The sequence below is a fragment of the Bradyrhizobium sp. NBAIM08 genome (assembly GCF_020193935.1).
Classification (GTDB): domain Bacteria; phylum Pseudomonadota; class Alphaproteobacteria; order Rhizobiales; family Xanthobacteraceae; genus Bradyrhizobium; species Bradyrhizobium yuanmingense.
In genome coordinates this window covers 235131-260221 of sequence record NZ_JADYVR010000006.1, presented here as the reverse complement: position 1 = coordinate 260221, position 25091 = coordinate 235131, and the positions used below count along the sequence as shown (strand labels likewise).

At 65.2% G+C, this 25091-nt stretch carries 26 protein-coding genes; 9 read left to right on the top strand and 17 right to left on the bottom strand.

Features of this window, described 5'->3' with window-relative positions:
- Positions 1-21 precede the first annotated feature (21 nt).
- On the bottom strand, positions 22-1131 hold the full coding sequence (locus I6F37_RS22190) for an amino acid ABC transporter permease (RefSeq protein WP_225152699.1): 1110 nt from the start codon (positions 1129-1131) through the stop codon (positions 22-24).
- Positions 1132-1133: 2 nt separating this feature from the next.
- Complete coding sequence (locus tag I6F37_RS22185) at positions 1134-2315, bottom strand: amino acid ABC transporter permease (protein ID WP_036004908.1); 1182 nt, start codon at positions 2313-2315, stop codon at positions 1134-1136.
- Positions 2316-2403: 88 nt separating this feature from the next.
- Here I6F37_RS22185 and I6F37_RS22180 point away from each other — a divergent pair, with 88 nt between their 5' ends.
- The 4 genes from I6F37_RS22180 to I6F37_RS22165 all read left to right on the top strand — a co-directional run bounded on the left by I6F37_RS22180 (position 2404) and on the right by I6F37_RS22165 (position 6459).
- Positions 2404-3276: a MurR/RpiR family transcriptional regulator gene (locus tag I6F37_RS22180; protein WP_074447505.1), complete on the top strand. Its 873-nt coding sequence runs from the start codon at positions 2404-2406 to the stop codon at positions 3274-3276.
- 3 nt (positions 3277-3279) lie between these two features.
- Positions 3280-4629 (top strand): aspartate aminotransferase family protein, encoded by a 1350-nt coding sequence (locus I6F37_RS22175; RefSeq protein WP_225152697.1) that lies wholly within the window; start codon positions 3280-3282, stop codon positions 4627-4629.
- 12 nt (positions 4630-4641) lie between these two features.
- Complete coding sequence (locus I6F37_RS22170; protein WP_225152695.1) at positions 4642-5652, top strand: amino acid ABC transporter substrate-binding protein; 1011 nt, start codon at positions 4642-4644, stop codon at positions 5650-5652.
- Between the two features lie 168 nt (positions 5653-5820).
- A complete protein-coding gene (locus I6F37_RS22165) occupies positions 5821-6459 on the top strand; it encodes an aspartate/glutamate racemase family protein (protein WP_225114446.1) in 639 nt (212 codons plus the stop codon).
- A gap of 97 nt (positions 6460-6556) precedes the next feature.
- Here I6F37_RS22165 and I6F37_RS22160 read toward each other — a convergent pair whose 3' ends face one another.
- Positions 6557-7204, bottom strand: a complete 648-nt coding sequence (locus tag I6F37_RS22160; protein WP_036025733.1) for a TetR/AcrR family transcriptional regulator — start codon at positions 7202-7204, stop codon at positions 6557-6559.
- A 138-nt stretch (positions 7205-7342) separates the two neighbouring features.
- Here I6F37_RS22160 and I6F37_RS22155 point away from each other — a divergent pair, with 138 nt between their 5' ends.
- The 4 genes from I6F37_RS22155 to I6F37_RS22140 all read left to right on the top strand — a co-directional run bounded on the left by I6F37_RS22155 (position 7343) and on the right by I6F37_RS22140 (position 10827).
- Positions 7343-7552, top strand: coding sequence for a ferredoxin (locus I6F37_RS22155; protein WP_018648108.1), 210 nt, complete (start codon positions 7343-7345; stop codon positions 7550-7552).
- Positions 7553-7608: 56 nt separating this feature from the next.
- Complete coding sequence (locus tag I6F37_RS22150) at positions 7609-8832, top strand: cytochrome P450 (protein ID WP_036025735.1); 1224 nt, start codon at positions 7609-7611, stop codon at positions 8830-8832.
- 86 nt (positions 8833-8918) lie between these two features.
- Positions 8919-9578 carry a sulfite oxidase-like oxidoreductase gene (locus I6F37_RS22145; RefSeq protein WP_225152693.1) on the top strand — a complete coding sequence of 220 codons (660 nt, stop codon included), beginning with the start codon at positions 8919-8921 and terminating at the stop codon, positions 9576-9578.
- 25 nt (positions 9579-9603) lie between these two features.
- Positions 9604-10827 carry a bifunctional alpha/beta hydrolase/OsmC family protein gene (locus tag I6F37_RS22140; RefSeq protein ID WP_225152691.1) on the top strand — a complete coding sequence of 408 codons (1224 nt, stop codon included), beginning with the start codon at positions 9604-9606 and terminating at the stop codon, positions 10825-10827.
- A 10-nt stretch (positions 10828-10837) separates the two neighbouring features.
- Here I6F37_RS22140 and I6F37_RS22135 read toward each other — a convergent pair whose 3' ends face one another.
- Entirely contained in the window at positions 10838-12283 is a 1446-nt protein-coding gene (locus I6F37_RS22135; RefSeq protein WP_225152690.1) for a PLP-dependent aminotransferase family protein, read from the bottom strand.
- An 83-nt stretch (positions 12284-12366) separates the two neighbouring features.
- Here I6F37_RS22135 and I6F37_RS22130 point away from each other — a divergent pair, with 83 nt between their 5' ends.
- Positions 12367-13281 (top strand): DMT family transporter, encoded by a 915-nt coding sequence (locus I6F37_RS22130; protein ID WP_225152688.1) that lies wholly within the window; start codon positions 12367-12369, stop codon positions 13279-13281.
- Here the strand turns inward: I6F37_RS22130 and I6F37_RS22125 are convergent.
- The 13 genes from I6F37_RS22125 to I6F37_RS22065 all read right to left on the bottom strand — a co-directional run bounded on the left by I6F37_RS22125 (position 13260) and on the right by I6F37_RS22065 (position 24936).
- Positions 13260-14315: a YeeE/YedE family protein gene (locus I6F37_RS22125; RefSeq protein WP_225152686.1), complete on the bottom strand. Its 1056-nt coding sequence runs from the start codon at positions 14313-14315 to the stop codon at positions 13260-13262. The genes I6F37_RS22130 and I6F37_RS22125 overlap by 22 nt on opposite strands.
- 2 nt (positions 14316-14317) lie before the next feature.
- A complete protein-coding gene (locus I6F37_RS22120) occupies positions 14318-15319 on the bottom strand; it encodes a zinc-binding alcohol dehydrogenase family protein (RefSeq protein WP_225152684.1) in 1002 nt (333 codons plus the stop codon).
- Between the two features lie 64 nt (positions 15320-15383).
- Complete coding sequence (gene paaK, locus I6F37_RS22115; RefSeq protein WP_036025742.1) at positions 15384-16715, bottom strand: phenylacetate--CoA ligase PaaK; 1332 nt, start codon at positions 16713-16715, stop codon at positions 15384-15386.
- Between the two features lie 39 nt (positions 16716-16754).
- Positions 16755-17204 (bottom strand): hydroxyphenylacetyl-CoA thioesterase PaaI, encoded by a 450-nt coding sequence (paaI, locus tag I6F37_RS22110; protein WP_225146092.1) that lies wholly within the window; start codon positions 17202-17204, stop codon positions 16755-16757.
- A gap of 101 nt (positions 17205-17305) precedes the next feature.
- Complete coding sequence (gene paaE, locus I6F37_RS22105; protein ID WP_036043142.1) at positions 17306-18388, bottom strand: 1,2-phenylacetyl-CoA epoxidase subunit PaaE; 1083 nt, start codon at positions 18386-18388, stop codon at positions 17306-17308.
- Positions 18389-18390: 2 nt separating this feature from the next.
- Entirely contained in the window at positions 18391-18885 is a 495-nt protein-coding gene (paaD, locus tag I6F37_RS22100; RefSeq protein WP_036004902.1) for a 1,2-phenylacetyl-CoA epoxidase subunit PaaD, read from the bottom strand.
- Entirely contained in the window at positions 18885-19661 is a 777-nt protein-coding gene (gene paaC / locus I6F37_RS22095) for a 1,2-phenylacetyl-CoA epoxidase subunit PaaC (protein ID WP_036004817.1), read from the bottom strand. The genes paaD and paaC overlap by 1 nt, the downstream gene beginning before the upstream one ends.
- A gap of 13 nt (positions 19662-19674) precedes the next feature.
- Complete coding sequence (gene paaB / locus I6F37_RS22090) at positions 19675-19962, bottom strand: 1,2-phenylacetyl-CoA epoxidase subunit PaaB (RefSeq protein ID WP_015687593.1); 288 nt, start codon at positions 19960-19962, stop codon at positions 19675-19677.
- Positions 19963-19971: 9 nt separating this feature from the next.
- Entirely contained in the window at positions 19972-20964 is a 993-nt protein-coding gene (gene paaA, locus I6F37_RS22085) for a 1,2-phenylacetyl-CoA epoxidase subunit PaaA (protein WP_036004899.1), read from the bottom strand.
- Positions 20965-21039: 75 nt separating this feature from the next.
- On the bottom strand, positions 21040-21906 hold the full coding sequence (gene paaX, locus I6F37_RS22080; RefSeq protein ID WP_036025750.1) for a phenylacetic acid degradation operon negative regulatory protein PaaX: 867 nt from the start codon (positions 21904-21906) through the stop codon (positions 21040-21042).
- A gap of 130 nt (positions 21907-22036) precedes the next feature.
- On the bottom strand, positions 22037-22807 hold the full coding sequence (locus I6F37_RS22075) for a triacylglycerol lipase (protein ID WP_036025751.1): 771 nt from the start codon (positions 22805-22807) through the stop codon (positions 22037-22039).
- A gap of 200 nt (positions 22808-23007) precedes the next feature.
- On the bottom strand, positions 23008-24294 hold the full coding sequence (locus tag I6F37_RS22070) for a DUF445 domain-containing protein (RefSeq protein ID WP_225152682.1): 1287 nt from the start codon (positions 24292-24294) through the stop codon (positions 23008-23010).
- Between the two features lie 186 nt (positions 24295-24480).
- Positions 24481-24936, bottom strand: a complete 456-nt coding sequence (locus I6F37_RS22065; protein WP_036004804.1) for a phasin — start codon at positions 24934-24936, stop codon at positions 24481-24483.
- Between the last annotated feature and the right edge of the window lie 155 nt (positions 24937-25091).

Below are 25091 nucleotides of genomic sequence, written 5' to 3'. Positions count from 1 at the left end.
CACCAAACCAGAAACCGCCCGTCACTTCGGCGTTGTCGGCGCCTCCAGGCTCCGGCTGTAGCGCGACATCGCGAAACAGAAGACGAAGTAGATCGCGGCCACGAAGATGTAGACCTCGACCGAAAACTGCTGCCAGGCGGGATCGATGATCGCGGTCTTCGCCGTCGTCAGCAGGTCGAAGATGCCGATGATCAGCACCAGGCTGGTGTCCTTGAAGAAGGCGATGAAGGTGTTGACCAGCGGCGGGATGACGTGGCGGATAGCCTGCGGCAGGATGATCAGCCGGTGCTTGCGCCAGTAGGACAGGCCGAGCGCGTCGGCGGCTTCATATTGCCCGCGCGGCACGGCCTGAAGCCCGCCGCGGATCACTTCGGCGAGGTAAGCACCGGCGAACAGGATGATCGCGATCTGTGCGCGCAGCAGCTTGTCGATGTTGAATCCGGCCGGCATGAATAGCGGAAACATCACGCTCGCCATGAACAGCAGGCTCACCAGCGGCACGCCGCGGATCAGCTCGACATAGAGCACGCTGAGCGAGCGGATCGCCGGCAGCTTCGAGCGCCGCCCGAGCGCGACCAGGATACCGAGCGGAAAGCCGACAGCGAGGCCGAACGTCGCCAGGATCAGCGTCACGGGCAAGCCGCCCCAGCGGTCCTGCGAGACGAAGGACAGGCCGAGCACGCCGCCCCACATCAGCACGCTGATCACCGCCAGTGCACCGATCCAGAGATAGACCAGCTCGCGCCGCCACAGCGCGCGGCGGGTCGAGAGGTAGTACAGTGCGATGAACAGCACGACCGACAGTGCCGGCCGCCACTGCTCGTCGAACGGATAGGTGCCGAACAGGATGAAGCGATACTTCTCGGGGACGATGGCCCAGCAGGCGCCGAGGCCACGCGCGGCGCGACAGGCGCTGGAATCGTTGGTGGGCGTCAGCCAGACCGCATTGGCGATGCCCCATTGCACGAAGCTGAAAATGCCCTTGGCGAGCAGCACCATTAGCAGAACGGTGATGATCCCATTCGGGATCGAGGAGAACAGGTTCTTGCGCAGCCAGTGCAGCACCGGATTGCCCAGCTGCGGTCGGCGGGCGGTCCGGGGTGCATCGGGGATGTCCGTGATCCCGGTCATGATCAGCGCTCCACCAGCGCGATGCGCGCATTGTACCAGTTCATGAAGAAGCTGATCGAAAGGCTGATGGTCAGGAACACCGCCATGATCAGCGCGATAGCTTCGATGGCCTGTCCGGTCTGATTCAGCGTTGTGTTGGCGATCGAGACCACGTCCTGGTAGCCGATCGCGACCGCGAGCGAGGAGTTCTTGGTCAGGTTGAGATACTGGCTCGTCATCGGCGGCACGATGACGCGCAGCGCCTGCGGCAAGATGATCTGCCGCAGCATGAAGCTGCGACGCAGGCCGAGTGCGTTGGCGGCATCCCATTGCCCGCGTGGCACCGACTGGATGCCGCTGCGCACGATCTCGGCGATGAAGGCGGAGGTGTAGGTCACCAGTGCGATCAGCAGCGCGAAGTATTCCGGCGCGAGCGTCAGCCCGCCGACGAAATTGAAGCCGCGCAGCTGCGGCCACTCGACCGTCCAGGACGCGCCGAGCACCAGCGAGACCGCCGCCGGCACCACGACGATGAGGCCGAGCGCAGACGGCCAGGCCGGCCGCGGCTTGCCGTCGCGCATCTGCTGTGCGACCAACCAGCGACGGAAGAGGAAGAACACCGCACAGCCCAGCACCGCGGTGCCGAGCACCGTGAGTTGCGGCGGACCGAACGGGATCGCAGGCAGGATCAGGCCGCGATTGGACAGGAATATGCCCTCGACGGGCCGCCAGGCGGCACGTGCAGCCGGCAGCGCCTGCATCAGCACGTACCAGAACAGCAGCTGGAGCAGCAGCGGGATGTCGCGGAGCGTTTCAACATAGACCGCGGCAAGCCGCGACAGCAACCAATTGGCCGACAGCCGCGAGATCCCGATCAGGGTGCCGAGGATCGTCGCGAGCACGATACCGATCACGGCGACGCGCAAGGTGTTGGCGACGCCGACGACGAAGGCCCAGAGGTAGGTATCCCCAGGATTGTAGGCGAGCAGGTTGTCGGCAATCGGCATACCGGCCTCACGGCCGAGAAAAGCGAAGCCGGTCGTAATGCGGCGGGCCGACAGATTGGTGACGGTATTGGACCAGAGGAAGGCGATCACTGCGATCGCGATGCCGACCACCAGGACCTGCCAGAACAGGCCCTTCAATTGGTTGCGGCCGAGCACGAAGCGGCGGCGCGGCGGCGGCCTGGGATGATCGGCGGTCACAGCACAAAAATCCTTCGTCGAATGCAGCGGTTTCCGGCGACGCACGTCAACTGTTGCATCGAACTCAGATTCATGCAACAAATGTTTCATGGCCGAGCCCGCGAAATCCTCGCCCTTGAGCGAACTGCGCATCGCATTGCCGTCGCTCCCCCTGCGCTTACAGGAGGTCGGCCGTTTCGTCGCCGCCAACGACTACGATGCCACCACCCGCTCGATGCGCGATCTCGCAGCGGAAGCCGGTGCCGATCCCGCCGCGTTCACGCGGCTTGCGAAAGCGATCGGCTATTCCGGATGGGACGAGCTGCGTGCGGCGCTGACCGAGGCGCGGCGGCCGTCCCAGACCGCGCCCTTCTCCGGCCGCACAAGAGGCCGCCGTCACGGGCCGAACGCCGATGTTACGCTCATCCTCGACAAGCTCGAGGCCGAGGCCGCCGGCCTTCCGCGCATCCCGGCACAGCCGATCGCGGAAGCGGCGCGCGCGCTGCACGAGTCCAAGCGGATCTGGATCGCGGGCTATCGCAGCTGCCGCAGCGTCGCGGAACTCCTGAACTACGAGCTGCGCCTGTTCCGGCCCGAACAGGTGCAGCTCGTCGGCACGTCCGGGCCCGACGACCTCGATCTCGGCGCGTTCCGGCCCAGCGAAGCCGTCATCGTCATCGGCTTCCTGCCTTACACGCATGCGAGCGTCCGCGTCTCGCAGGCCGCGCATCGCAGCGGCGCGACGCTGATCGCGATTGCGGACAGCCTGTCGGCACCGATGGCCGAAGGCGCCGACCATGTGCTGCTGTTCGAGGCAGCCTCCTCGCCCGGCTTTTTCCCCAGTCTCACGGGCGCGATCGCGATCGCGCAGTCGCTCGCGGCGGTCACATTCTCGCTCGGCGGCGCCGCCGCGAAGAAGCGGCTGGAAAACACCGAGGCGCGGCTCACTGCTGCCTCCACCTACGTCCCGGAGAAAGGTTGACCCATGAGCACTCGCACCAGCCGCGTGCTGCATCGCTCGCTGCGCGAAACCCCGCCAAAGGCGATCGGCGGCGAGGGCGTTTATCTCTTCGCCGAGGACGGACGTCGCATCATCGATGCCTCCGGCGGGGCGGCGGTCTCCTGCCTCGGCCACCAGCATCCGCGCGTGATCGCGGCGATGGCCAAGCAGGCGTCCACCCTCGCCTATGCGCATACGGCTTTCTTCTCCTCCGAGCCGGCGGAAGCACTTGCTGAAACACTGGTCGGACACGAGCCCGGCGGGCTCGCCTACGCCTATTTCGTCAGCGGCGGATCGGAGGCGATCGAAGCCAGCATCAAGCTGGCGCGGCAATATTTCATCGAGCGCGGCGAACCGCAGCGGCAGCACTTCATCGCGCGGCGGCAGAGCTATCACGGCAACACCCTCGGCGCGCTCGCCGCCGGCGGCAATGCCTGGCGTCGCGCTCCCTATGCGCCGCTGCTCTCGACCGCTTTCAGCCACGTCACGCCGGCGTTCGCCTATCGCGAGAAGCGCGAGGGCGAGTCGGACGCGCGGTTCGTCGCGCGCCTCGCCGCCGAGCTCGAAGCCGAGTTCCAGCGGCTCGGCCCCGACACCGTCGCCGCCTTCCTCGCCGAGCCCGTCGTCGGCGCCACCGCCGGCGCCGTGACCGCCCCGGACGGCTACTTCAAAGCGATGCGCGAGATCTGCGACCGTCACGGTGCGCTGCTCATTCTCGACGAGGTCATGTGCGGCATGGGCCGCACCGGCACGATGCATGCGTGGGAGCAAGAAGGTGTCGCCCCCGACATCCAGGCGATCGCAAAGGGGCTCGGCGGCGGCTATCAGCCGATCGGTGCGATGCTGGCAAGCGGCAAGATCATCGACACCATCCGCGCAGGCTCGGGCGCGTTCCAGCACGGCCACACTTATCTGGCGCATCCCCTCGCCTGCGCTGCGGCGCTCGCGGTGCAGGATGTGATCCGCGAGGATGGCCTGCTCGACCGCGTGAAGGAGCGCGGCAAGCAGCTCGAGCAGCGCCTGACCGAACGCTTCGGCAATCATCGCCATGTCGGCGACATCAGGGGCCGCGGCCTGTTCTGGGCGATCGAGCTGGTCGCCGATCGCGCTACCCGCACCTCGTTCGATCCGGCCCTCAAGCTGCACCAGAAGATCAAGGCGGAGGCCTTTGCCGGTGGCCTCGGCTGCTATCCCACCGGTGGTACCGTCGATGGCGTGCGCGGCGACCACGTGCTGCTGGCACCGCCCTATATCGCCTCGGCGGACGAAATCGACCTGATCGTCGACAAGCTGGGCACGGCCGTCGACAGCGTGTTGCGTAGTGTCAATCAGTGAGGGGAGAGTAGTATGAGGAAAGTGGTTATCGCAGCGGGCCTGCTCGCGGCATCGACGGTGATCGCAGCGGCCGCGACGCTCGATACGGTGAAGAGCCGCGGCACGCTGGTGTGTGGCGTCAGTGCCGGTTTTGCCGGCTTCTCGGCGCCGGACTCGCAAGGCAATTACAGGGGTCTCGACGTCGATTATTGCCGCGCGCTGGCGGCCGGCGTGCTGGGCGATCCTACCAAGGTGCGCTACGTCTCGCTGACGGCTCAGAACCGCTTCACCGCCCTGCAATCGGGCGAGATCGACGTGCTCTATCGCAACTCGACGCAGACCTATTTGCGCGGCGCGACGCTGGGCCTGCGGCAGGGTCCGATCAACTTCTACGACGGCCAGGGTTTTGTCGTGAAGAAGGACCTCGGCGTCAAGGAGCTGAAGGACCTCAAGGGCGCCACCGTCTGCGTCGCGCAGGGCACCACGCACGAGGTCACGCTCGGCGATTACGGCCGCGCCAACGGCATCGACTGGAAGCCCCTGGTGTTCGACCGCGTCGACACCATGTACCAGACCTTCTTCGGCGGCCGCTGCGATGCGATGACCCAGGACGCTTCGGCCCTCGCCGGCGCGGTGACCACGGCCGCGCCGAACGCAGCCGACTACATTGTGCTGCCGCAGACCATCAGTAAGGAGCCGCTCGGATCCTTCACCCGCAACGGCGACGAGGTCTGGAGCGACATCATCACCTGGCTGCATTACGGCCTGATCGAGGCCGAGGAGCTCGGCGTCACGCAAGCCAATGTCGAGGAGATGACGAAGTCGCAAACGCCTGCGATCCAGCGGCTGCTGGGGGCCAGCGGCGACCTCGGCTCGCGGCTCGGGCTCGACAACAAATGGCTGGTCAAGGCGATCAAGGTCGGCGGCAATTACGGCGAGATTTTCGAGCGCAATATCGGCAAGGCGAGCCCGCTCAAGCTCGATCGCGGCCTCAACGGTCTCTGGAGCAAAGGCGGCTTGATGTACGCCATTCCGTTCAAGTAAGGGAGTTCACCTCTCCCCGCTTGCGGGGAGAGGTCGGATTGCGCAGCAACCCGGGTGAGGGGGAGTTTCCGCGCGTCCAACTCTCACCTTTTTATGCCGAGAGAGCCCCTCACCCCCGACCCTCTCCCCGTAAGAACGGGGAGAGGGAGAAGAAGCATCGAGCCCCCCATGCGCATCGCCCTTATCCACGCCCTCAAGCATTCCATCGCCCCGATCGAGGCAGCGTTTGCGCAGGCGTGGCCCGAGGCGCGGCTGATGAACCTGCTTGACGACAGTCTCTCGGCGGATCTCGCCCGCGACGGGCAACTCAACAATGCCATGACGGAACGGTTCCTCGCGCTCGGCGACTACGCAGCGGCCACGGGAGCGGATGGAATCCTGTTCACCTGCTCCGCCTTCGGCCCGTGCATCGAGGCCGTCGCGCGCGCGCATGCGCCGATGCCGGTGCTAAAGCCGAACGAGGCCATGATCGAGAGGGCGGTGACCATCGGCCGGCGCATCGGCCTGCTCTCGACCTTTCCGCCGACGCTGGCGTCGATGCCGCCCGAGTTTCCCGCCTCCGTCGAGGTGGTGCCGAAGCTCGCCGACGGCGCGCTGGCCGCGCTCGACCGCGGCGACCGCGCCACGCATGACCGGCTGATCGCGGAGGCCTCACGGAGCTTGCGCGATTGCGACGTCATCGCGCTGGCGCAATTCAGCATCGCCGCGACGGCGCCGCTGGTCGCGGAGGCCACCGGCCGCCCCGTCGTGACCACGCCGGACAGCGCGGTCGAAAAGCTGATGAAGCTGCTGAAGGCGAAGGCCTAAAGCGCGATGCGATTAGGATGGATCGTCATCGCGCTTTAGGTTATTGTTTGAGCATGATCTTTTCGGAAAACCGCCATGCACTTTTCCGGATCATGCTCTAAGCGCCGGCCTTGGTCCGACGTCGCGCATCCTTGATCGCGACCGCAAGCGCAGCCTTCGTCTCGTTGACGAAATCCTCGACCAGCTCCTCGCGCGTGGCATGCGCCGCCTCGCCCGTGAACAGGCCCTGCTCGGCCAGCATCACCACGCCGTGCAGCGCCGCCCAGATCTTGAGCGCCTGCCGTTCGCGCAAATAGCCCACGGCGGGCGCTTCCAGAGCTTCGATGACGAGCGCAAAGGTCTCCCGCGTTGCCTCGTGCAGCTCGCTGCCCTTGGCCGCGCAGGACACCGTGCGCGAGGCGAACATCAGGCGGTAGATGCCATTCCGGCGCAAGCCGAAATCGAGCGTCGCCTGTGCGAGCCGCGAGAGCTTCGATTGCTGCGACGGCTTTGCCATCGCATCACGCAAGAGCGCCGAGAGCTGCCGGAATGCTTGCGCGGTGACGGCGGCGAGCAGCGCCTCGCGGTCGGCAAAATGCCGGTATGGCGCCGGCTGCGAGACCCCGAGCTTCTTGGCAAGCGCCTTGATGCTGATCGCCTCCGCGCCGCCCCGCTCCGCCTCTTGCAGCGCGGCCTCGATCAACGCATCGCGAAGATCGCCATGGTGGTAGGTCTTCGCGGGCTTGCGGGCTGGTCGTGAACGCATGTCGGGGCGAAGCCTACAAGTTCCCGCTTGACAAGGGAAGCCCGCCGCGAATGTAATAGTATATAACTTAAATAGAACCGAGATGAGGAAACGCGCCGCCTTCGGGCCCTCGCGCGCACACGACCAAGGAAGCCGAGAATGGCAGAGCGACTGAAGGTTCACGTCGATCCCGACAAATGCCAGGGCCATGCCCGCTGCAAGGCGCTCGCGCCGGAGCTTTTCGAGCTCGACGAATACGGCAACGCGCACGAAGCTGGTGACGGCACCGTCCCTCCGGGACTCGAGGACAAGGCCTGGCTTGCGAAATCCAACTGCCCGGAAATCGCAATCGATGTGATCGAGGAATAGTGCGGCCGTTGCCGCCCCGCTGCGTTCAGCGAATACGAGCCAAGGGATTCCCTGCCATGTCCGACGTCGACCAGCCTGTCGCCCATCCGCCCGTCACCGACTGGGTTCATGATTTCGACCACACCGATCCGCAATGGACCGAGGACCCGTTCCCGATCTGGGACGAGCTGCGAGCCGTAAGCCCCGTGGTGCACACGAAACGCTTCCTCGGCTGCTATTTGCCGACGACCTATGAGGCCGTGCGCGAGATCGCCAACGACACCGAGCACTTCTCCTCCCGCCGCATCATCGTCCGCGACGTACGGCCGGAAATCACCAGCAGGAACGCAGCCCCGCCGATCACCTCCGATCCGCCCGAGCACAAGCCGGCCAAGCAATTGCTGCTGCCGCCGTTCACCCCGGACGCGATGAAGAAGCTCGAGCCGCGCGTCCGCGCCATCTGCAACGAGCTGATCGACGACTTCATCGCCGAGCAGAGGGTGGACGCTGCGGCGCGCTACACCAAGCACATCCCGGTTCGGGCGATCGCGCACATGCTCGGTATTCCCGAGAGCGACAGCGACCTTTTCATTAATTGGATCCACATGATCCTCGAGCTCGGCATCAAGGACGAGAGCAAGCTGCTCCAGGCCGTGCAGGAGATGACGGCCTATTTCGGCGGCCACATCGAAGCGCGCAAGAGCAAGCCCACCGACGACCTGATCTCCTACCTGATGAACGCCAGGGACAAGAACGGCAATCCGCTCGAGGACACCCATGTGATGGGCTCGCTGCGCCTGCTGCTGATCGCCGGCATCGACACCACCTGGAGCGCGATCGGCTCCTCGCTCTGGCATCTTGCGAAGACGCCGGCCGACCGCGAGCGGCTAATCGCCGAGCCCGGACTGATTCCAACCGCCGTGGAGGAGCTGCTGCGCGCCTATTCGCCGGTGACGATGGCGCGTGAAGTGGTCAAGGAGACTACGGTGTCCGGCTGTCCGGTCAAGCCGGGCAACATGGTGCTGCTGTCGTTCCCGGCAGCCAACCGCGACCCCACGATGTTTCCGGACGCTGACAAAGTCGTGATCGACCGGCGCGAGAACCGCCATGCGGCCTTCGGCCTCGGCATCCACCGCTGCGTCGGTTCCAACCTCGCGCGCATGGAAATGCAGGTGGCGCTGGAGGAATGGCTGAAGCGGATTCCCGACTTCCGGCTCGATCCGGCAGGCACGGTGACTTGGTCGCAAGGAACGGTGCGCGGCCCCCGCCAGTTGCCATTTTTGCTCGGAAAGGCGATGTAAAGCCTTCCCAAAGGAAGCGGACAGGCCTTTCATGGCGTGCGCGACACCAAGCACGCCTCAGCCATGCATCGCCACGAGCACAGGCCATGACCGACGAGACGCCATCCGACAGCAAGCTGACGCGCACCAAGGAGAAGTGGGCGCGCGAGGGCCGCTTTCTCACCGGCAAGATTACACGCCCGGAGGATCAAAGGCTTCCGCCCGGGCAGCACCTCACCAAGGACTGGCCGGTACTCGATCTCGGGGTCACGCCGCCGGTCTCGCGCGAGCGCTGGCGGCTCGACGTCTATGGCGCGGTCGAGACCCCCGTGTTCTGGACCTTTGCCGAATTCGCCGCGCAGAAGCAGTCCCGGTTCACCTCGGACATCCATTGCGTCACGACCTGGTCGCGCTATGACAACGAATGGGAAGGGCTCGCCACGCGTGAGCTGCTGGTGGCCTGCCAGCCGCGCGAGGATGCTCGCTTCGTCGTGCTGCATTCCTATGACGGTTACACCACCAATCTCGCGCTGGAGGATTTTGCCGCCGAGGACGCGCTGCTCGCCCACAGCTGGTCCGGCCAGCCGCTGACGGAGGAGCATGGCGGCCCGGTGCGGCTGGTCGTGCCGCACCTCTATTTCTGGAAGAGCACGAAATGGCTCCAGGCCATCGAATTCCTGACCGAGGACGCGCCGGGCTTCTGGGAAGTCCGCGGCTATCATAACCGCGGTGATCCCTGGGCCGAGCAGCGCTATTCGGGCGATTAGGTTCGAGCAAGACGGGGGGAAGCCCATGCCGACGGAACGCTTTCAATTCACCGGCGAAGGCGGCCATCAGCTCGCGGCCGCGCTGGAGCTGCCTGACGGCGAGCCCGCGGCTTTCGCGCTGTTCGCGCATTGCTTCACCTGCGGCAAGGACACGCTGGCGGCCAAGCGCATCTCGGTCGCGCTCGCCGCCAAGGGCATCGCGGTGCTGCGCTTCGACTTCACCGGGCTCGGCTCCAGCGGCGGTGATTTCGCCAACTCGACGTTCTCCTCCAACGTTGCCGATCTCGTGCGCGCGGCCGATCATCTGCGCGAGACCCGCAAGGCGCCCTCGATCCTGATCGGCCATAGCCTCGGTGGCGCCGCGATCCTCGCCGCTGCCGGACGGATTCCCGAGGCGAGAGCGGTGGCCACCATCGCGGCGCCCTCGGATCCCGCCCACGTCACCGGCCTGTTCAGGGAGCATCTCGACAACATCCGCGCGCAAGGCGAGGTCGAAGTCTCGCTCGCGGGACGCCCGTTCCGGATCAAGCGCGAATTCCTCGACGATATCGCCGAGCACGAGCTGATGAAGGACGTCACCGGCCTGCACAAGGCGCTGCTGGTGATGCATTCGCCCGTTGACGATACCGTCGGCATCGACAACGCAACGAAGCTCTTCGTTGCAGCAAGACACCCCAAGAGCTTCGTCTCGCTCGACCATGCCGATCATCTTCTGACCAAGCCTGCCGACGCGCTCTACGCCGCCGACGTGATCGTGGCTTGGGCCAGCCGTTACGTCGATGCAGCGACGCCCGCAAAGCCGATGGATCTGCCGGAGGAGCCGCGGAAGGTCGTGGTGCAGGAGACCCGCAAGAGCAAGTTCAACCAGACCATCACCGTCGGCCCGCATCATCTGGTGGCGGACGAGCCCATTGCAGCCGGCGGCGCGGATGCCGGGCCCGGCCCGTACGATTTCCTGCTCGCCGGCTTAGGTGCCTGCACCTCGATGACCATGCGTCTCTATGCCGACCGCAAGTCGCTGCCGCTCGACCGCGTCACGGTCACGCTGAAGCATTCCAAGATCTACGCCAAGGATTGTGCGGAGTGCGAGACCCGCGAGGGCATGCTCGACCAGATCGAGCGCGACATCGCGATCGACGGCGCCCTCGATGCCGAGCAGCGCAAGAAGCTGATGGAGATCGCCGACAAGTGCCCGGTGCACCGGACGCTGACGTCGGAGATCCGGATCGTGACGAAAGCGGTGGAGTAGCGATGCCCCACTAGAAGCACGACGCCATCGTGCGCACGGCCGCGCTGATCTCGTTTTCGCGCCACGCCGCAAAGCCGAGCAGCAGGCCGTGATCGCGCGGCTTGCCGAGCGCTAGGCTGGACAAGGCGCGCGTTTCGACGCCCGCCTCGACCAGCCGCTTCACCGCCGCCCGATCAGTGCGGCCGCGCTCGAGACGGGCGACGAGCTGGATACCGCCGGGGGGCACCTCGACTAAGAGCATGCCACCGAGATGCCGCTGCAGCTCCTCGACAAGATGATCGCGGCGCGCGTGATAGAGCCGGCGCATGCGGCGCAGATGTGCGAGGAAGTGCCCATCGGCGATGAATTCGGCCAGCGCCTCCTGGATGTGGCTGGCGGCGATCAGTCCCATGTGCTGCTGCGCGATCTCCAAGGTGCTGACCAGCGCCGCCGGCGCGACCAGATAGCCGAGCCGGATGTCCGACCTCATCGCCTTCGAGAATGTGCCGACATAGAACACACCGCCATGGGCATCTAACCCCTGCAAGGCCGGCACCGGCCGGCTGTCGTAGTGGAATTCGCCGTCGTAATCGTCCTCGACGATCCAGGTCCTGCCGGGCCGGCTTGCCGCGAGAAACTCGGTTCGACGGGCTAGCGACATCAACCGGCCGGTTGGGTGCTGATGCGACGGCGTCATGAAGATCAGCCTGGGAGCTCCAAGGCCTGGCATTCGCTGCATGCCCTGTTCATCCAGCCTGATGCCGGTCAGGCGCGCGCCGGATGCGTGAAAGGCAGCCGCCGCGCCGGGATAGCCGGGGTCTTCAACCCATACATGATCGCCCGGTGAAATGAGTGTGGCAGCAATCAAGGTCAGCGCGGCCTGCGCGCTCGGCAGGATCATGATCTGCTCCGCCGTGGCGCGGACGTCCCGGTTCGTCGCCAGATAATGCGTCAGCGCCTCCCGCAGGCGCAGCCGGTTGACCGGTCCCAGCTCGCGCCTGCCTGCATGCACGGCGCTGCGGCGCAGGCACCGTGCCCAGACCTCGTTCGGAAACTCCCTGAAATCGCCCAGCCCCGGGCGCAGCGGTTTGAGCTCCCCTCGATAAGACATCGGCCAGTCGGCCTGCTGGAGCTTCGTAGCCCAAGGCGAGAGCCGCAGTTTGCCGACGCATTCGCCCGCTGCGACGGCGCCCCGTTCGATGCGTTCGTGGCCGTCGATCATGACCACGGGACGGCGGCCATGAGACGCTGCGACATATCCCTCGGCCGCGAGCTGCTCGAACGCGTATGTGACGGTGTTGCGCGAGACGCCGAGATCGCTCGCAAGCCGTCGACTCGACGGCAGCACGCGGCCTTTGCCGAGGCGGCCGGTCGCGATCAGGCCTCGCAGCTGGCTCGTCAGTTGCGCCACCAGCCCCTCGCCATCGGTCCGCTTCAGCTCGATCAACGCGGAGATCGTCGTGTCGGATACTGGCACTCTCTTCTTCTCCAATCTGGCACTTTTTCAAATGCCAGTCGGGATGCTATCCGGCGGCTCGGACTGCTTCAAGGACCTGCGACATGAACACCCTGTCACCCCGTGCGGCCATCGGCCTGTTCCTCATCGTGGTGCTGGCCTGGGGCGTGAATTGGTCGGTGACCAAGCAGCTCGTGCAGTTCGTCCCGCCGTTGTGGAGCGCGGCAATCCGGAGTTGGATCGCGCTGGCTGGATTGTTCGTGCTGCTCGGACTGAGCAACAATCTCGTGATCCCGGAGCGACGCGACTTTCCCGTGATCCTGAGCGTGGCGCTGCTGCATATGACGCTGTTCTCGATCCTGGTTGCCAGCGGCCTTCGCTTCCTGCCCGCAAGCAAGGGCATCGTGCTCGGCTACACCACGCCGGTCTGGGTCGCACTCGCCGCGCCCCTTTTCGGCAAGGACACGCTGACGGCGCCGAAGCTCGCCGGCGCTCTGCTCGGGCTGATCGGCCTTGCCGTCATCCTGAATCCATCCTCGATCGACTGGACCAACCCAAACGTGCTGCTCGGCGCCGGCATGGTCATCCTGGCCGCGATCTCTTGGGCTGCGAACATCATCTATATCCGCGCGCATCGCTGGATCGGATCTCCGCTTCAGCTTTTGCTTTGGCAGGTGCTCGTGGCAACGATCGTGCTGTCGGTCGGCGCGACAGCTGTGGATGGCCTCCCGCATGTGGAGTGGTCGTGGAGGCTCGTATTGTTGTTTCTCTATTCGGGCCTGGTCGGAACGGTCCTGGCTTATTGGGCGATGTCGATGGTCAACAAGAGCATCTCAGCCCTGACGACGTCGCTCGGCACCACCGGGACACCGCTGGTCGGCATCGCCAGCGCTGCGATCCTTCTGGGTGAACCCATCGACGCGAGCCTTGCCGTCGCGGCCGCGCTGATCGTCTCCGGCATCGGCCTTGCGACGCTGGGCGATCGGTTGTTGCGCAGTCAGGCCACCGCGAGAGGCTGAACCCGCAGAACCCCGCGCAGGCCCGCCGCGGTGCCGAGCAGGATGCCGGCAGCCGCGACGAACGATCCCAGCGCGAGCGTAGACACGCCGGTGAGCCCCTGCCCGATCGAGCAGCCGAACGCCATCACGCCGCCGATCCCCATCAGCGCGGCACCGGTCCCTGAGCGGAGCATGTGGCGCGGCGAGGAATAGCCTTCGAGCTTGAAGCGGCCAGTTGCGAGTGCCGTCACCAGACTGCCGGCGAAGACGCCGGCCACCGTCGCGATGCCGAAGTTGAGCGTCAGTCCAGTCGAGAGCATGGCATATTGCAGGCTATCGGCGATCGGCGCGACGAACGTAAGGGAGGTCACGGGGACCGGATTGAAGTCGTCGGCACCGAGATAGCCGGTGGCCAGCCAGCCGCCGGCGACGAGGAGGCCCACAATGATGCCCGCTACGACCTGACCGGGCGAGCGACGGAACGCAGGATGCGCGAAAGCGAACAGGCTCAGCGCGACGGTTGTCGCGGCCGCGGCGAGCGCGCGTGAAAGCGATTCCGTGAAGCCGAGCGTCGCCAGCAACGACGGCAGCGAATTGGCAGGAGCCGTGGCTTGCGTTGCCTGGACCAGCGCAATGCGCGCCGGTGCGATGAGGCCCTTCAGCGTCATCTGCGCGGCAATCGCGAGCACGATCACGACCACGAAGGAGCGGAGATTGCCGCGGCCGAGCAGCACCAGCGCCCGCGAGCCGCAGCCGTTCGAAAGCACCATGCCGTAGCCGAACAGCAGGCCGCCGAGGAACAGCACCGCCGGCGAAAACGATTGCTGCAGATAGATCGACTTGCCGAGATCGACCGTGCCGCTGCCGGCGAGGAACTGGCTCGCGGCGATCGCAACAGCGATTGCGAGCGCGTAGGTCCGCACCAGCCGCCCGTCGCCCTCAGCCAGTAACCCGCGCATGCTGCTCATCAGGCAGAAACCGCTGAGCAGGCCAACGGCACCGTAGACGAAACCGATGGCCAGGCCGGCGAGGATAACGAGTTGCGTGGATTCCATGGTTACGGCTTCAGGATCACCCGGTCACGCGAGGAGCCGGCGACCGCAACATACGCTTCCTTCGCGCGCTCCAGCGGATAGATCGCATTCGCCCTGATCGGAAACGGCTTCAGATGGCCGCTCGCAAAACCCGGCCCGATGTCGCGCAGCACCGCACCCGTCGCGGCCGAGGATAGACCCAGCGTGTCGATGCCGACATAAGTGTGCTGGCCCCGATAGAATTCGAGGATGTTGAACTGCACGATGCGGTCGATCGCGGCGATCAGGATTTGGCGGCCGCGAAGCGCGAGCGATTTGTGCGCGGCCTGGAAATAGGGATCGCCGACCGTGTTGAAGACGACGTCGGCGCCCTTGCCGCCGGTCAATTCGTGCACGCGCGCGGCGGTTTCGGTGGCGGAGGCGTCGATCACCTCGATGGGCGCGTTGGTGTGGCCTTCATAGGCTTCCGCCCTGCGCACCACACCGATCACGCGCGCGCCCTGCCAGGTCGCGATCTGCACCGCGGCCTGACCGACCTTGCCATTCACCCCGAAAACCAGAACGGTCTCGCCGCGCTTCGGCACGCCCGCCCTGCGAAAGCCTTCCATCGCGGTCACGAAGGGCACGCCGATGCCGGCGGCCTCCTCCCAGGACACAGTCTTCGGCTTCTCCACGACCGCATCGGCTTCGACCACGAGATGGCTCGCATGAGTGCCGTCACGACGAATGCCGAGGTCCCCGGACGAGCCGAACACTTCGTTCCCAATGGTGCCGGCGGGCCCGTCAATCACCACGCCGGCATAGTCGCGGCCGGGGGTCCGGGGGAACACGGCATAGGGCATCAGCCCGGTCGCAGCCTTGACGTCGGAGGGATTGAGCGCGGCAGCCTTCACCTCGATCAGAAGATCGTTCGGCCCGCGCGCAAGCATCTGCCGCTCAATTGTCGGCGCAAGCGCAGCGGCATTTTCAGCTTTGGCGCTGAGGCGCACACAGCGCGCTTCGACGGTTTTGGCATCGGCTGACATGAAAAGACCCGCGATTTCTCGCGGGCCTTGTCGCCTCTGGCGCCGGTCGAGTCAATCCGTCCGGTCAGTCCTTTGGCCGCTTGTCGAAGAGCCGCTTGGCCTTGCCGAGCGAGCGCTCCAGCGTGGCCGGCGCAACTACCTGCACCCTGGAGCTGACGCCGATCGTATTCTTGATGTGGGTCGAAATTCGATCCGCATGGTCGACGAGGCCGCGGCCGTCCCAGCTCTCGGGCCGCGCCTCGGCGATGATGGTGAGCTCGTCCATGCGGCCTTCCCGGGTGAGCTCGAGGATGAAATGGCCGCCGCACCAGTCGGTCGCGAGCAGCACCTCCTCGATCTGGGTCGGGAACAGATTGACGCCGCGCAGGATGATCATGTCGTCCGAGCGCCCGGTCACCTTCTCCATCCGCCGCATGCCCGGCCGTGCCGTTCCCGGCAGCAGCCGCGTCAGGTCGCGGGTTCGATAGCGGATCACCGGAAAGGCTTCCTTGGTGAGCGACGTGAAGACCAGCTCGCCCTTCTCGCCGTCGGGCAGCACCGCGCCGGTCTCGGGGTCGATCACTTCCGGGTAGAAATGATCCTCCCAGATGTGCAGGCCATCCTTGGTCTCGATGCATTCCTGAGCGACGCCCGGGCCGATCACCTCGGACAGGCCATAGATGTCGGTCGCGTCCATGTCGAAGGCGTCCTCGATCTCGGCGCGCATCGCGTTGGTCCAGGGTTCCGCGCCGAAGATGCCGATCTTGAGCGAACACTGGCGCGGATCAAGCTTCTGGCGCTTGAACTCGTCGAGGATCGCCAGCATGTAGCTCGGCGTCACCGTGATGATGTCGGGCCGGAAATCATTGATGAGCTGCACCTGCCGCTCGGTCATGCCCCCGGAAATGGGGACAACCGTGCAGCCAAGCTTCTCGGCGCCGTAGTGCACGCCGAGACCGCCGGTGAAGAGTCCATAGCCATACGCATTGTGGATGATCATGCCGGTGCGGCCGCCGGCGGCGCGGATCGAGCGCGCCATCACCTCGGACCAGGTGTCGATGTCGCGCTGCGTATAGCCGACCACGATCGGCTTTCCGGTCGTGCCGGATGAGGCATGCACCCGCACCAGCTTTTCGCGCGGCACGGCGAACATGTCGAAGGGATAATTGTCGCGCAGGTCCGTCTTGACCGTGAACGGGAATTTGGCGAGATCAGAGAGCTCGCGAAAGTCGGACGGATGCACGCCCGCTTTGTCGAACGCCTTGCGGTAATGCGCGACGTTGTCGTAGGCGTGCTTCAGCGACCACGCCAACCGCTGCTTCTGCAGCGCCATGATCTCGCCGCGCGAGGCGCGCTCATGCGCATCCATCTCGGCGCTATAGGCGTTGCCACCTTCCTTGAGCCTCGTCAGAGCCATCCTCGTTTCCCCACATTGCCTGTTCTTTTTTGTTTGGTTTTATTGATCTTGCGCCGGCAGCCATTTGCCGGGAATGACGCGGGAATGTCCGCGGAATTCCGCGATGACGACCTCGCCCACCGTGACACGCACGTCGTAGATGCCGGAGCGGCCGCCGCGGGTGATCTCCCGCGCTCTTGCGATGAGACGATCGCCAAGCTTGCCGGGCTTGATGAAAGTGATCTGGCCCTGCGCCGCGACGACGCGCTCATTGTGCGAGTTGCAGGCGAACGCGAAGGCGGAATCGGCGAGCGTGAAGATGAAGCCGCCATGGGCGATGCGCTGGCCGTTGACCATATCAGGCCGCACCGTCATGGCGAGCGTCGCAAAGCCCGGGCCGATCTCGACGATCTCCATGCCGAGACCCTTGGAGGCATCGTCCTCGGCCCACATCGCCTCGGCGCAGGCACGGGCAATATCCTCAGGCGACAGGGCGGCTTTGACGTTCACGCGCTTCTCCCGGCCAGACGGTTGCTCATGATGTTGTTCTGGTTGGCTCACTCTGTCAAATATTGCGACGCATTTGCATTGCGGAGCCGCAGAACGCCTGATCAGACATGATCATAATCGACCACGACACGCTCGGTGGACGGCTTGGCCTGGCAGGTGAGAACAAAACCGGCCTCGAGCTCCCACGGTTCCAGCGAATAGTTGATGTCCATCGGCGCCTCGCCTTCGACCAGCTTGGCGCGGCAGGTCGAGCACATCCCGCCCTTGCAGGCGAAGGGCAGATCGACGCCGGCGCGCAGCGCGGCATCGAGGATGGCCTCGTCCTCGGCGACGGGCACGTCGCGGCGCTTGCCGTCGATGATCAGCGAGGCGATCGCCTTCGGCGGCGCGTCGGGCGCAACCGCCTTTTTCGGCCGCGGCTTGCCGCCGAACTCGGAAACGAAGCGCTCGACATGGATGCGCTCGTCGGCGATGCCGAGATCGCGGCAGGTCGCCTCGATGTCCTCGCTCATGCCAAGAGGACCGCAGATGAAGACGTGATCGACGCTGGCCGCCGGCACCAGCGCGCGGAGCAGCACCCTCACCTTGTCGCCGTCGAGCCGGCCATGCAGGATCGGAATGTCCTGCTCCTCGCCGGAGAGCACGTAAAAGATCGAGAGACGATCGATGAAGCGGTCCTTGAGCTCCTCGAGCGCTTCGAGGAACATGATGTTGTCGGTGGTGCGGTTGCCGTAGAACAAAAAGAAGCGGCTGCCCGGCTCGCGCGCGAGCACGCCCTTCACGATCGACAGGATCGGCGTGATGCCGGAGCCGGCGGCGAAGCCGACATGAACGCGCGCACGATCTGTCGGCGGGACCAGACCGAAGCGGCCGGTCGGCGTCATCACGTCGAGCTCGTCGCCGCATTTGAGATCTTCGGCGGCCCAGCTCGAAAATGCGCCGCCATCGACCTTCTTGACGGCGATACGGATCTCGCCGTCGTCAGGGCCGGAGCAGATCGAATAGGAGCGGCGCACCTCTTCGCCGTCGAGCGTGGCGCGCAGCGTCAGATACTGGCCGGGCGTGAAGGCGTAATCGCCGGCGAGTTCGTTGGGGATGGCAAAGGTCATCGAGACGGCGTCCGTGGCCTCGCGGCGGAGGTCCCTGACGGCGAGGCGATGGAAGCGCGGTGCGGCTGCGGACATGGTCAATGGCACTTGAAATAGTCGAAGGGTTCGCGGCAGGCCTTGCAGCGCCAGAGCGCCTTGCAGGAGGTCGAGCCGAATTCGGACAGCAGCTCGGTCTTGTCCGAGCCGCATTGCGGGCACGCCACCGTCTGATCGCCGAACAGCGCGCGGCGCGAGTTTGAAGCTTGCGGCGGCGCGATGCCGTAGGCGCGCAGCTTCTTGCGTCCGTCCTCGGTCAACCAGTCCGTGGTCCAGGCCGGCGACAGCACCGTCCGTACCTTTGCATGTTGAAAACCGGCGCGCTCCAGCGCAACCTCGATTTCGAGCGCGATCATGTTCATGGCCGGGCAACCCGAATAGGTCGGTGTGATCGCGACCTCGACATGATCGCCGTCGAGAACGACGTCGCGCAGCACGCCGAGATCGGCAATGCTCAGCACCGGAATTTCCGGATCGACCACGCTGGCGGCGGCGTCCCAGGCGCGCTGGCGCAGCGCGGCGTCATCGGTCACCATCACCATGTCAGCCCCGGAAAAGTCCGCTGCATCGATTGCAGCTCCGACAGGAGGTGGCCGAGATGCTCGCTGTGACGACCGGAGCGGCCGCCCTGCTGCATCCACTCGTTCTGCGGCAGCGCGAGCGTTGCTTCACGCGTGACGTCCGAGAGCGTCGCCAGCCAGCGCCCGCGCAAGCTTGCGGGATCGACGGCAATGCCGGCATGGATCAGCGCGCGTTCGCCGTCGTCGACGGCAAACATCTCGCCGGTAAAGGCCCAGAGATGATCGATCGCTCCTTGCGTGCGCGCGTGGCTCTCCTCAGTGCCGTCGCCGAGCCGGATAATCCATTCCGAGGCATGGCGCAGATGGTAGGCGCTCTCCTTCTCCGATTTCGCAGCAATCGCCGCCAGCGTCGCATCGCGCGAATTCATCATCGCGCGCCAGTAGAGATCGGCGAAGGCGGAATAGAAGAATTGCCGCACCAGGGTCTGGGCAAAATCGCCGTTGGGTTGCTCGACTAGGAGAAGATTGCGGTACTGCCGCACGTCGCGCAAGTAAGCGAGCTTGTCCTCGTCGTTGTCCCTGCCTTCGACCTTGGCGGCAAAGGTGTAGAGCTCCCGCGCCTGGCCGATCAGGTCGAGCGCGATGTTGGAGAGTGCCATGTCCTCTTCCAGCATCGGCGCATGCCCGCACCATTCCGACAGCCTGTGACCGAGGATCAGCGCATCGTCGGCGCGGCGCAATGCGTAAAGCACCAGCGGCGTTTCGGAGACCTGGATGTTGGCGCAAGACATCACATCATCCCCATCACATGTGCCCCACTTCTTCCGGCACCTCGTAGAATGTCGGATGCCGGTAGATCTTGGATTCCGCCGGCTCGAACATCATGCCCTTCTCGGCGGGATCGCTCGCGGTGATCGCGCTGGAGGGCACGACCCAGATCGACAGGCCCTCGCCGCGCCGGGTGTAGATGTCGCGGGCGGCCTGCAGCGCCATGGTCGCATCGCTTGCATGCAGCGAACCGACATGCTTGTGCGCGAGCCCGTTGCGGCTGCGAATGAAGACTTCCCACAGCGGCGTGTTCGGCGTGGCCATATCGCTCTCCTATTCGGCAGCCTGGGCGGTCTGACGCTGGGCGCGCTTGGCGGCATAGCTAGCTGCCGCCTCGCGCACCCAGGCGCCCTCCTCGTGTGCCTTGCGGCGCGCGGCCATGCGGTCGCGATTGCACGGGCCGTTGCCGGCCAGCACCTGCTTGAATTCGGTCCAGTCGATCTCGCTGTAGCGCCAGTGGCCGTCAGCGTCCTGAATCATGCCGGGATCGGGAATGGTGAGGCCGAGATATTGCGCCTGCGGCACGGTGGCATCGACGAACTTCTGGCGCAGCTCGTCATTGGAGAAGCGCTTGATCTTCCACTTCGTCGAGGTGTCGCTGTGCTGGCTCGTCGCGTCGGGCGGACCGAACATCATCAGCACCGGCCACCACCAGCGGTTCAGCGCGTCCTGCGCCATCGCCTTCTGCTCCTCCGAGCCGCGGCACAGCGTCACCATGATCTCGTAACCCTGGCGCTGGTGGAAGGACTCCTCCTTGCAGACGCGGATCATCGCGCGCGCATAAGGCCCGTAGGAGCAGCGGCACAGCGGGATCTGGTTCATGATCGCGGCGCCGTCGACCAGCCAGCCGATCGTGCCGATGTCCGCCCAGGTCAGCGTCGGATAGTTGAAGATCGATGAATATTTGGCCTTGCCGGCGAGCATGGCGTCGACCAGCTCCTCGCGCGAGGAGCCGAGCGTCTCGGCGGCGGCATAGAGATAGAGCCCGTGGCCGCATTCATCCTGCACCTTGGCGAGCAGCGCGGCCTTGCGGCGCAAGGTCGGCGCGCGCGTGATCCAGTTGCCTTCGGGCAGCATGCCGACGATTTCGGAATGCGCGTGCTGGGAGATCTGGCGGGTGAGCGTCTTGCGATAGGCCGCCGGCATCCAATCGTTCGGCTCGATGCGCTCCTCGGCATCGATGCGGGCCTGGAATTGCGCAGCTTTGCCTGCGTCCTCGAGATCGCGATCAGCGGTCTCGGCCGTGTTCAGCGCCTGGGTGTACATGCGCATCCTCCCGTTTATTGGGAGAGAATATATAACAAGATTTACATCATGCAAGATATTTCTGTAACATAATGATCAGGCGCCGAACCTTCGTTCCAGCAGCTTTCGCGCGGCCGGCAACGGCCCTTTTTCATTGGTTCCATGGCTGTCGAGCCATTGTTCGGACGGAGCAAGCAGCGCGCGATAGATCTCGCCGCAGAGTTCGCGGGCCGCCCTGCCCGGCCAATCCGGCGGCAGCAGGCTCTCGGGCAGCAATGGATCGCGCAGCACGACGCGGCGGTAATGGTGGATCAAGAGGATCCGCGCGGTGAAGGCGTCGGCCTCGGACAGATCCGTGCCGCGCGCGATCGCGGCGCGCAGCGGCTCGAACGTCTTCATGAATTTCAGATAGGCATCGGCGGTCCGATCGAGCGGCCAGCTCGCGCTGAGCAGACGGCGGCCGCTGTCGTCTTCCGCCGAGACTTCGAGGCGGATCGCGCCCGCGGCCTCATCCGGCACCGGAACGCCCGATGGCGCGACCCATACGCCCGGCAGCGGGCTGCCGAAGCCGGCATTGCGCAGCGCTTCGCGCGATGCGTCGCGATCCTCGCCATTGCCGATCAGCAGCAGCTCGAAACGTCCGGTCCAGTCGGACGGCGGCGGATCGTAGATGTGGCGCGTCGCGGCCTCGAACGTCTGGCGGCCCTTGTCGGCCAGGCGATAGAAACTGTTGCGACCGACCTTCTCGCGCGTCAGCCAGCCGTCGGCGGCAAGCCGCGACATTGCGGTGCGCACCACGCCGCTGACGATGTCGAGGCTTTCGAAGAATTCCAGAAGCGTCCCGAGCCACACCGAGCCACCACGCGGCACGATGGCATCACCAAACACTGTGATGACGATGGAGCCGGTGCGCGAGGGCTCGCGCTTGAGCTGGTCGATGATACGAGAGAGCGGATGCGCCATGCGGCAGCCTTAGCGCGTTTGGTGCAGGCGCGACAGTGGAGCGGGACGACGGCTCTTCTCCTTCTCCCCGCTATCGCATCTCCGATGCATCCGACCTCGCCCAGCTTGCAGGGAGAGGTGAAGAGGAGCGCTACCGATGCGGATCGGGATACACCACGCTACGCCAGCCGCTGCGATCGAACGGGCGCCACTGGCCTTCCTTCTGCGCGAGGCGATCGGCTACGGCATAGACGGCGGCCGGATGATGGCCCATGCCGCAATGGCTGCTCTCGACCTCGATGCTCTCGGTCTGTGCGCCCGTCTTCTCCATGCAGCCTTGCCAGGCGCAGACGCCGTCGGTACGGCTGAAGATGGCGGTGGTCGGCACCGGCGGCGGAGCGGCAAGCTCGCCGCCGAAACGCGGATCAACCTCGTCGGCCTTGCGGCCGCTCGCCCATTCATAGACGCGCCAGGCGTTGGTCGAGCGTGGATCGCCGGCAAAGGGGCTACCAAGCGTGATCACTTGGCGCACGCTGTCCGGCACCATCTTGGCAAGCTGGCGCGCATAGATGCCACCGAGGCTCCAACCGACCAAGCTGATCTTGCGGCCGTGGGTGTCGTTGAGCTCTCGGATCTGACCGAGCATCGCATCCTGCACGCCGGGCCGCAGGCCGTAGTTGCGGCCTTGGCGCCAACCAGCCACTGCATAGCCCTTGCTGCTCAGAAACGTGCGCAGCGCGCCAGTGGAGGTGTCGGAGGCCACGAGGCCCGGCAGCACCAGCACCGGATGCCCATCGCCGCGCGGCGCAAGGCTCAGCAGCGGCAGCGCGCCGAGGAATGCGCCGAACTCGTGGATCGCGCGTCCTTCCAGAAACATCAAGGTACGGGACGGCGGACGCAGCGTTTGGGCAGTAGCGGTCATCAATGGTCCCCTGGGAAGAATCGCTGAAAAGGAGGCCGGCGAGGCCGGCAAATGCGTAGACAGATTCCAACTCGCCGGCTTCTGGATCGTTCCGCAGCGCAACATGAATCAGCTAGGCGGCCGGTTCCTGGTATTCAAGCGGGAGAGACGCGGGGCGACAATAGGTCCGCGCGTTAATGCTAACGGCCGTGACGCAAAAGTCACAACAATCGGAGCAGGAATTCTACGGTGTAGAGCGCGAGCCCAGCGAGCCCGCCGATCAACGAGCCGTTGAAGCGGATGTATTGCAGGTCGCGGCCGATGTTGATCTCGATCAGCGAAATCAGCTGCGTCATATTCCACGCCTTGACCTGATCGGAGATGAAGGTCGAGACGCCGCTCTTCTGGTCCGCGACGAAGCTGCGCAGCACGGTGACGAGACCCTTGTTGATCTCGCCGCGCAACTCGGCATCGCTGGCGAGCGCCTCGCCGGCTGAGACGAACATCCCGGCGAGATGATGTTGCAGCACCTGCGTCTCGCCGCTCGCGCTGCGCTCGATGAAGGAGCGCGTGTTGGCCCAGACGGTGCGGGCGAGATCGGCGAGCTCCGGCCGCGCCAGGAGATCGCGTTTCAGGCCGTCGATGCGGTCGATATAGGCCTGATCGGTGCCGAGCCTGTCGACGAAGTTCAGCACCATGCGGTCGAACTCGCCGCGGAACGGATGCTTGGGGTCGCTGCGCACTTCGTTGAAGAAGGCGGTGGCGGAGGCCACGATCTTGTTCACCAGAAACTTGTCGGCACGATAGAGCTTGAGCAGGGTCGGCAATTCCGCGCGCACCTTCTCGCGGATCATCGCCATCGTCTCCGTCTGGTTCAAGGTCTCGTGCATCACGCGCAGGAGATCGTCGAACAGGATCTGATGCCGTCCCTCCGCGACGAAGCCGCGCAGCGTGCCGGCCGCCAGCGGCGCGAGGTCGATCGCCTGGAGCTGCGAGGACATGCGGCGGATGATGAAGGTCATCAGGCCGGAGCTTTCGGTTGCGGATACGGCCTCCGGCAACAGCCGCAGCGCAAAGCGCGCAAGGTCGTCGCTGCGCTTGCGGTCGCGCAACCAGTCGGCGACGAAGGAGCCGAAGTCGATCTCCTTCAGCTTGGCTTCGACTGGACCCGCCTCGAGGAAATGCACCTGGATGAATTCGCCGAGCTTGTCGGCGATGCGGGCCTGGTTGCTCTGGATGATCGCGGTGTGCGGGATCGGCAGGCCGAGCGGCCGCTTGAACAGCGCCACCACGGCATACCAGTCGGCGAGCCCGCCGATGGTCGCGGCCTCGGCGAAGGCGGCAATGAAGCCGAACACGGGATGCACGGGCAGAAGCCATTTCGCGACGACGAACAGTGCCAGCGTCGCGGCCAGCACCAAAGTCGCCAGCGCCTTGACGCGGCGCAGCTCGGCCGCTCGTTCGGCATCGCCGGGGGCGTCGAAGGAAAAGGTGACAGATGAGTCCATGACTGCATCACAGTACTCGTCATTGCGAGCGAAGCGATCCAGAATCGTTCAAAGACTTTGGATTGTTCGTCGCATCAGCGCAAAATTGCTACGCAATTTTGTCGCGAGCTCCTCGCAATGACGGCGGCGCAAAAACAAAGGCCCGCCGAAGCGGGCCTTAAATTCAGTTTGTGCTCAGGCGCCAGATCAGGCGGTCTTGCTGTAGACCTTGGCGAAATTGTCCTGAGCGGACTTCGCACCGTTGGCGGCGAGCTTGCCGAGATAGTCGGCGGTCGCCTTGGCGCGCGAGACGAACACTTCGCCGCGGGAGCGGAGCAGGCTCGACTGGATCTCGACGGCTTCGCTGACCGACTTGGCGGACGCGAGCTTGTCGATGCCCGAGAAGAACGCCTCGGCGTCCTCGTAGATCGCCTGCTGGATGTTGCGGCTGATCTTGCCGGCCTCGGTGATGGACTCGGTCACCGCGTTCTCGACGGCGGCGGTCACGCGCTCGGAGCCAGCAAACACCTCGGCAGCACGGTCCTTGGCGGTATTGGCAGTCTTCTTGACGAATTCGCGGGCGGCCTCGGGAACTTCCAGGTTCTGGATGTTCTTGAAAGCGTCCTTGAAGCCCTCGAAAGCGGTGTTGGTTTCAGTGGTCATGGGGTTCTCTCCATCCTCAATGGTTTGAGCTATGGGCTCACCCCGTCCGCATTGGCCCGGGGCACGACCTATATGGCACGGTTAATTGTGCATCGCAATATTGATATTGCAGTGCGATATCACGAGATCGTGAACAACTCTCACGAGAGACATCG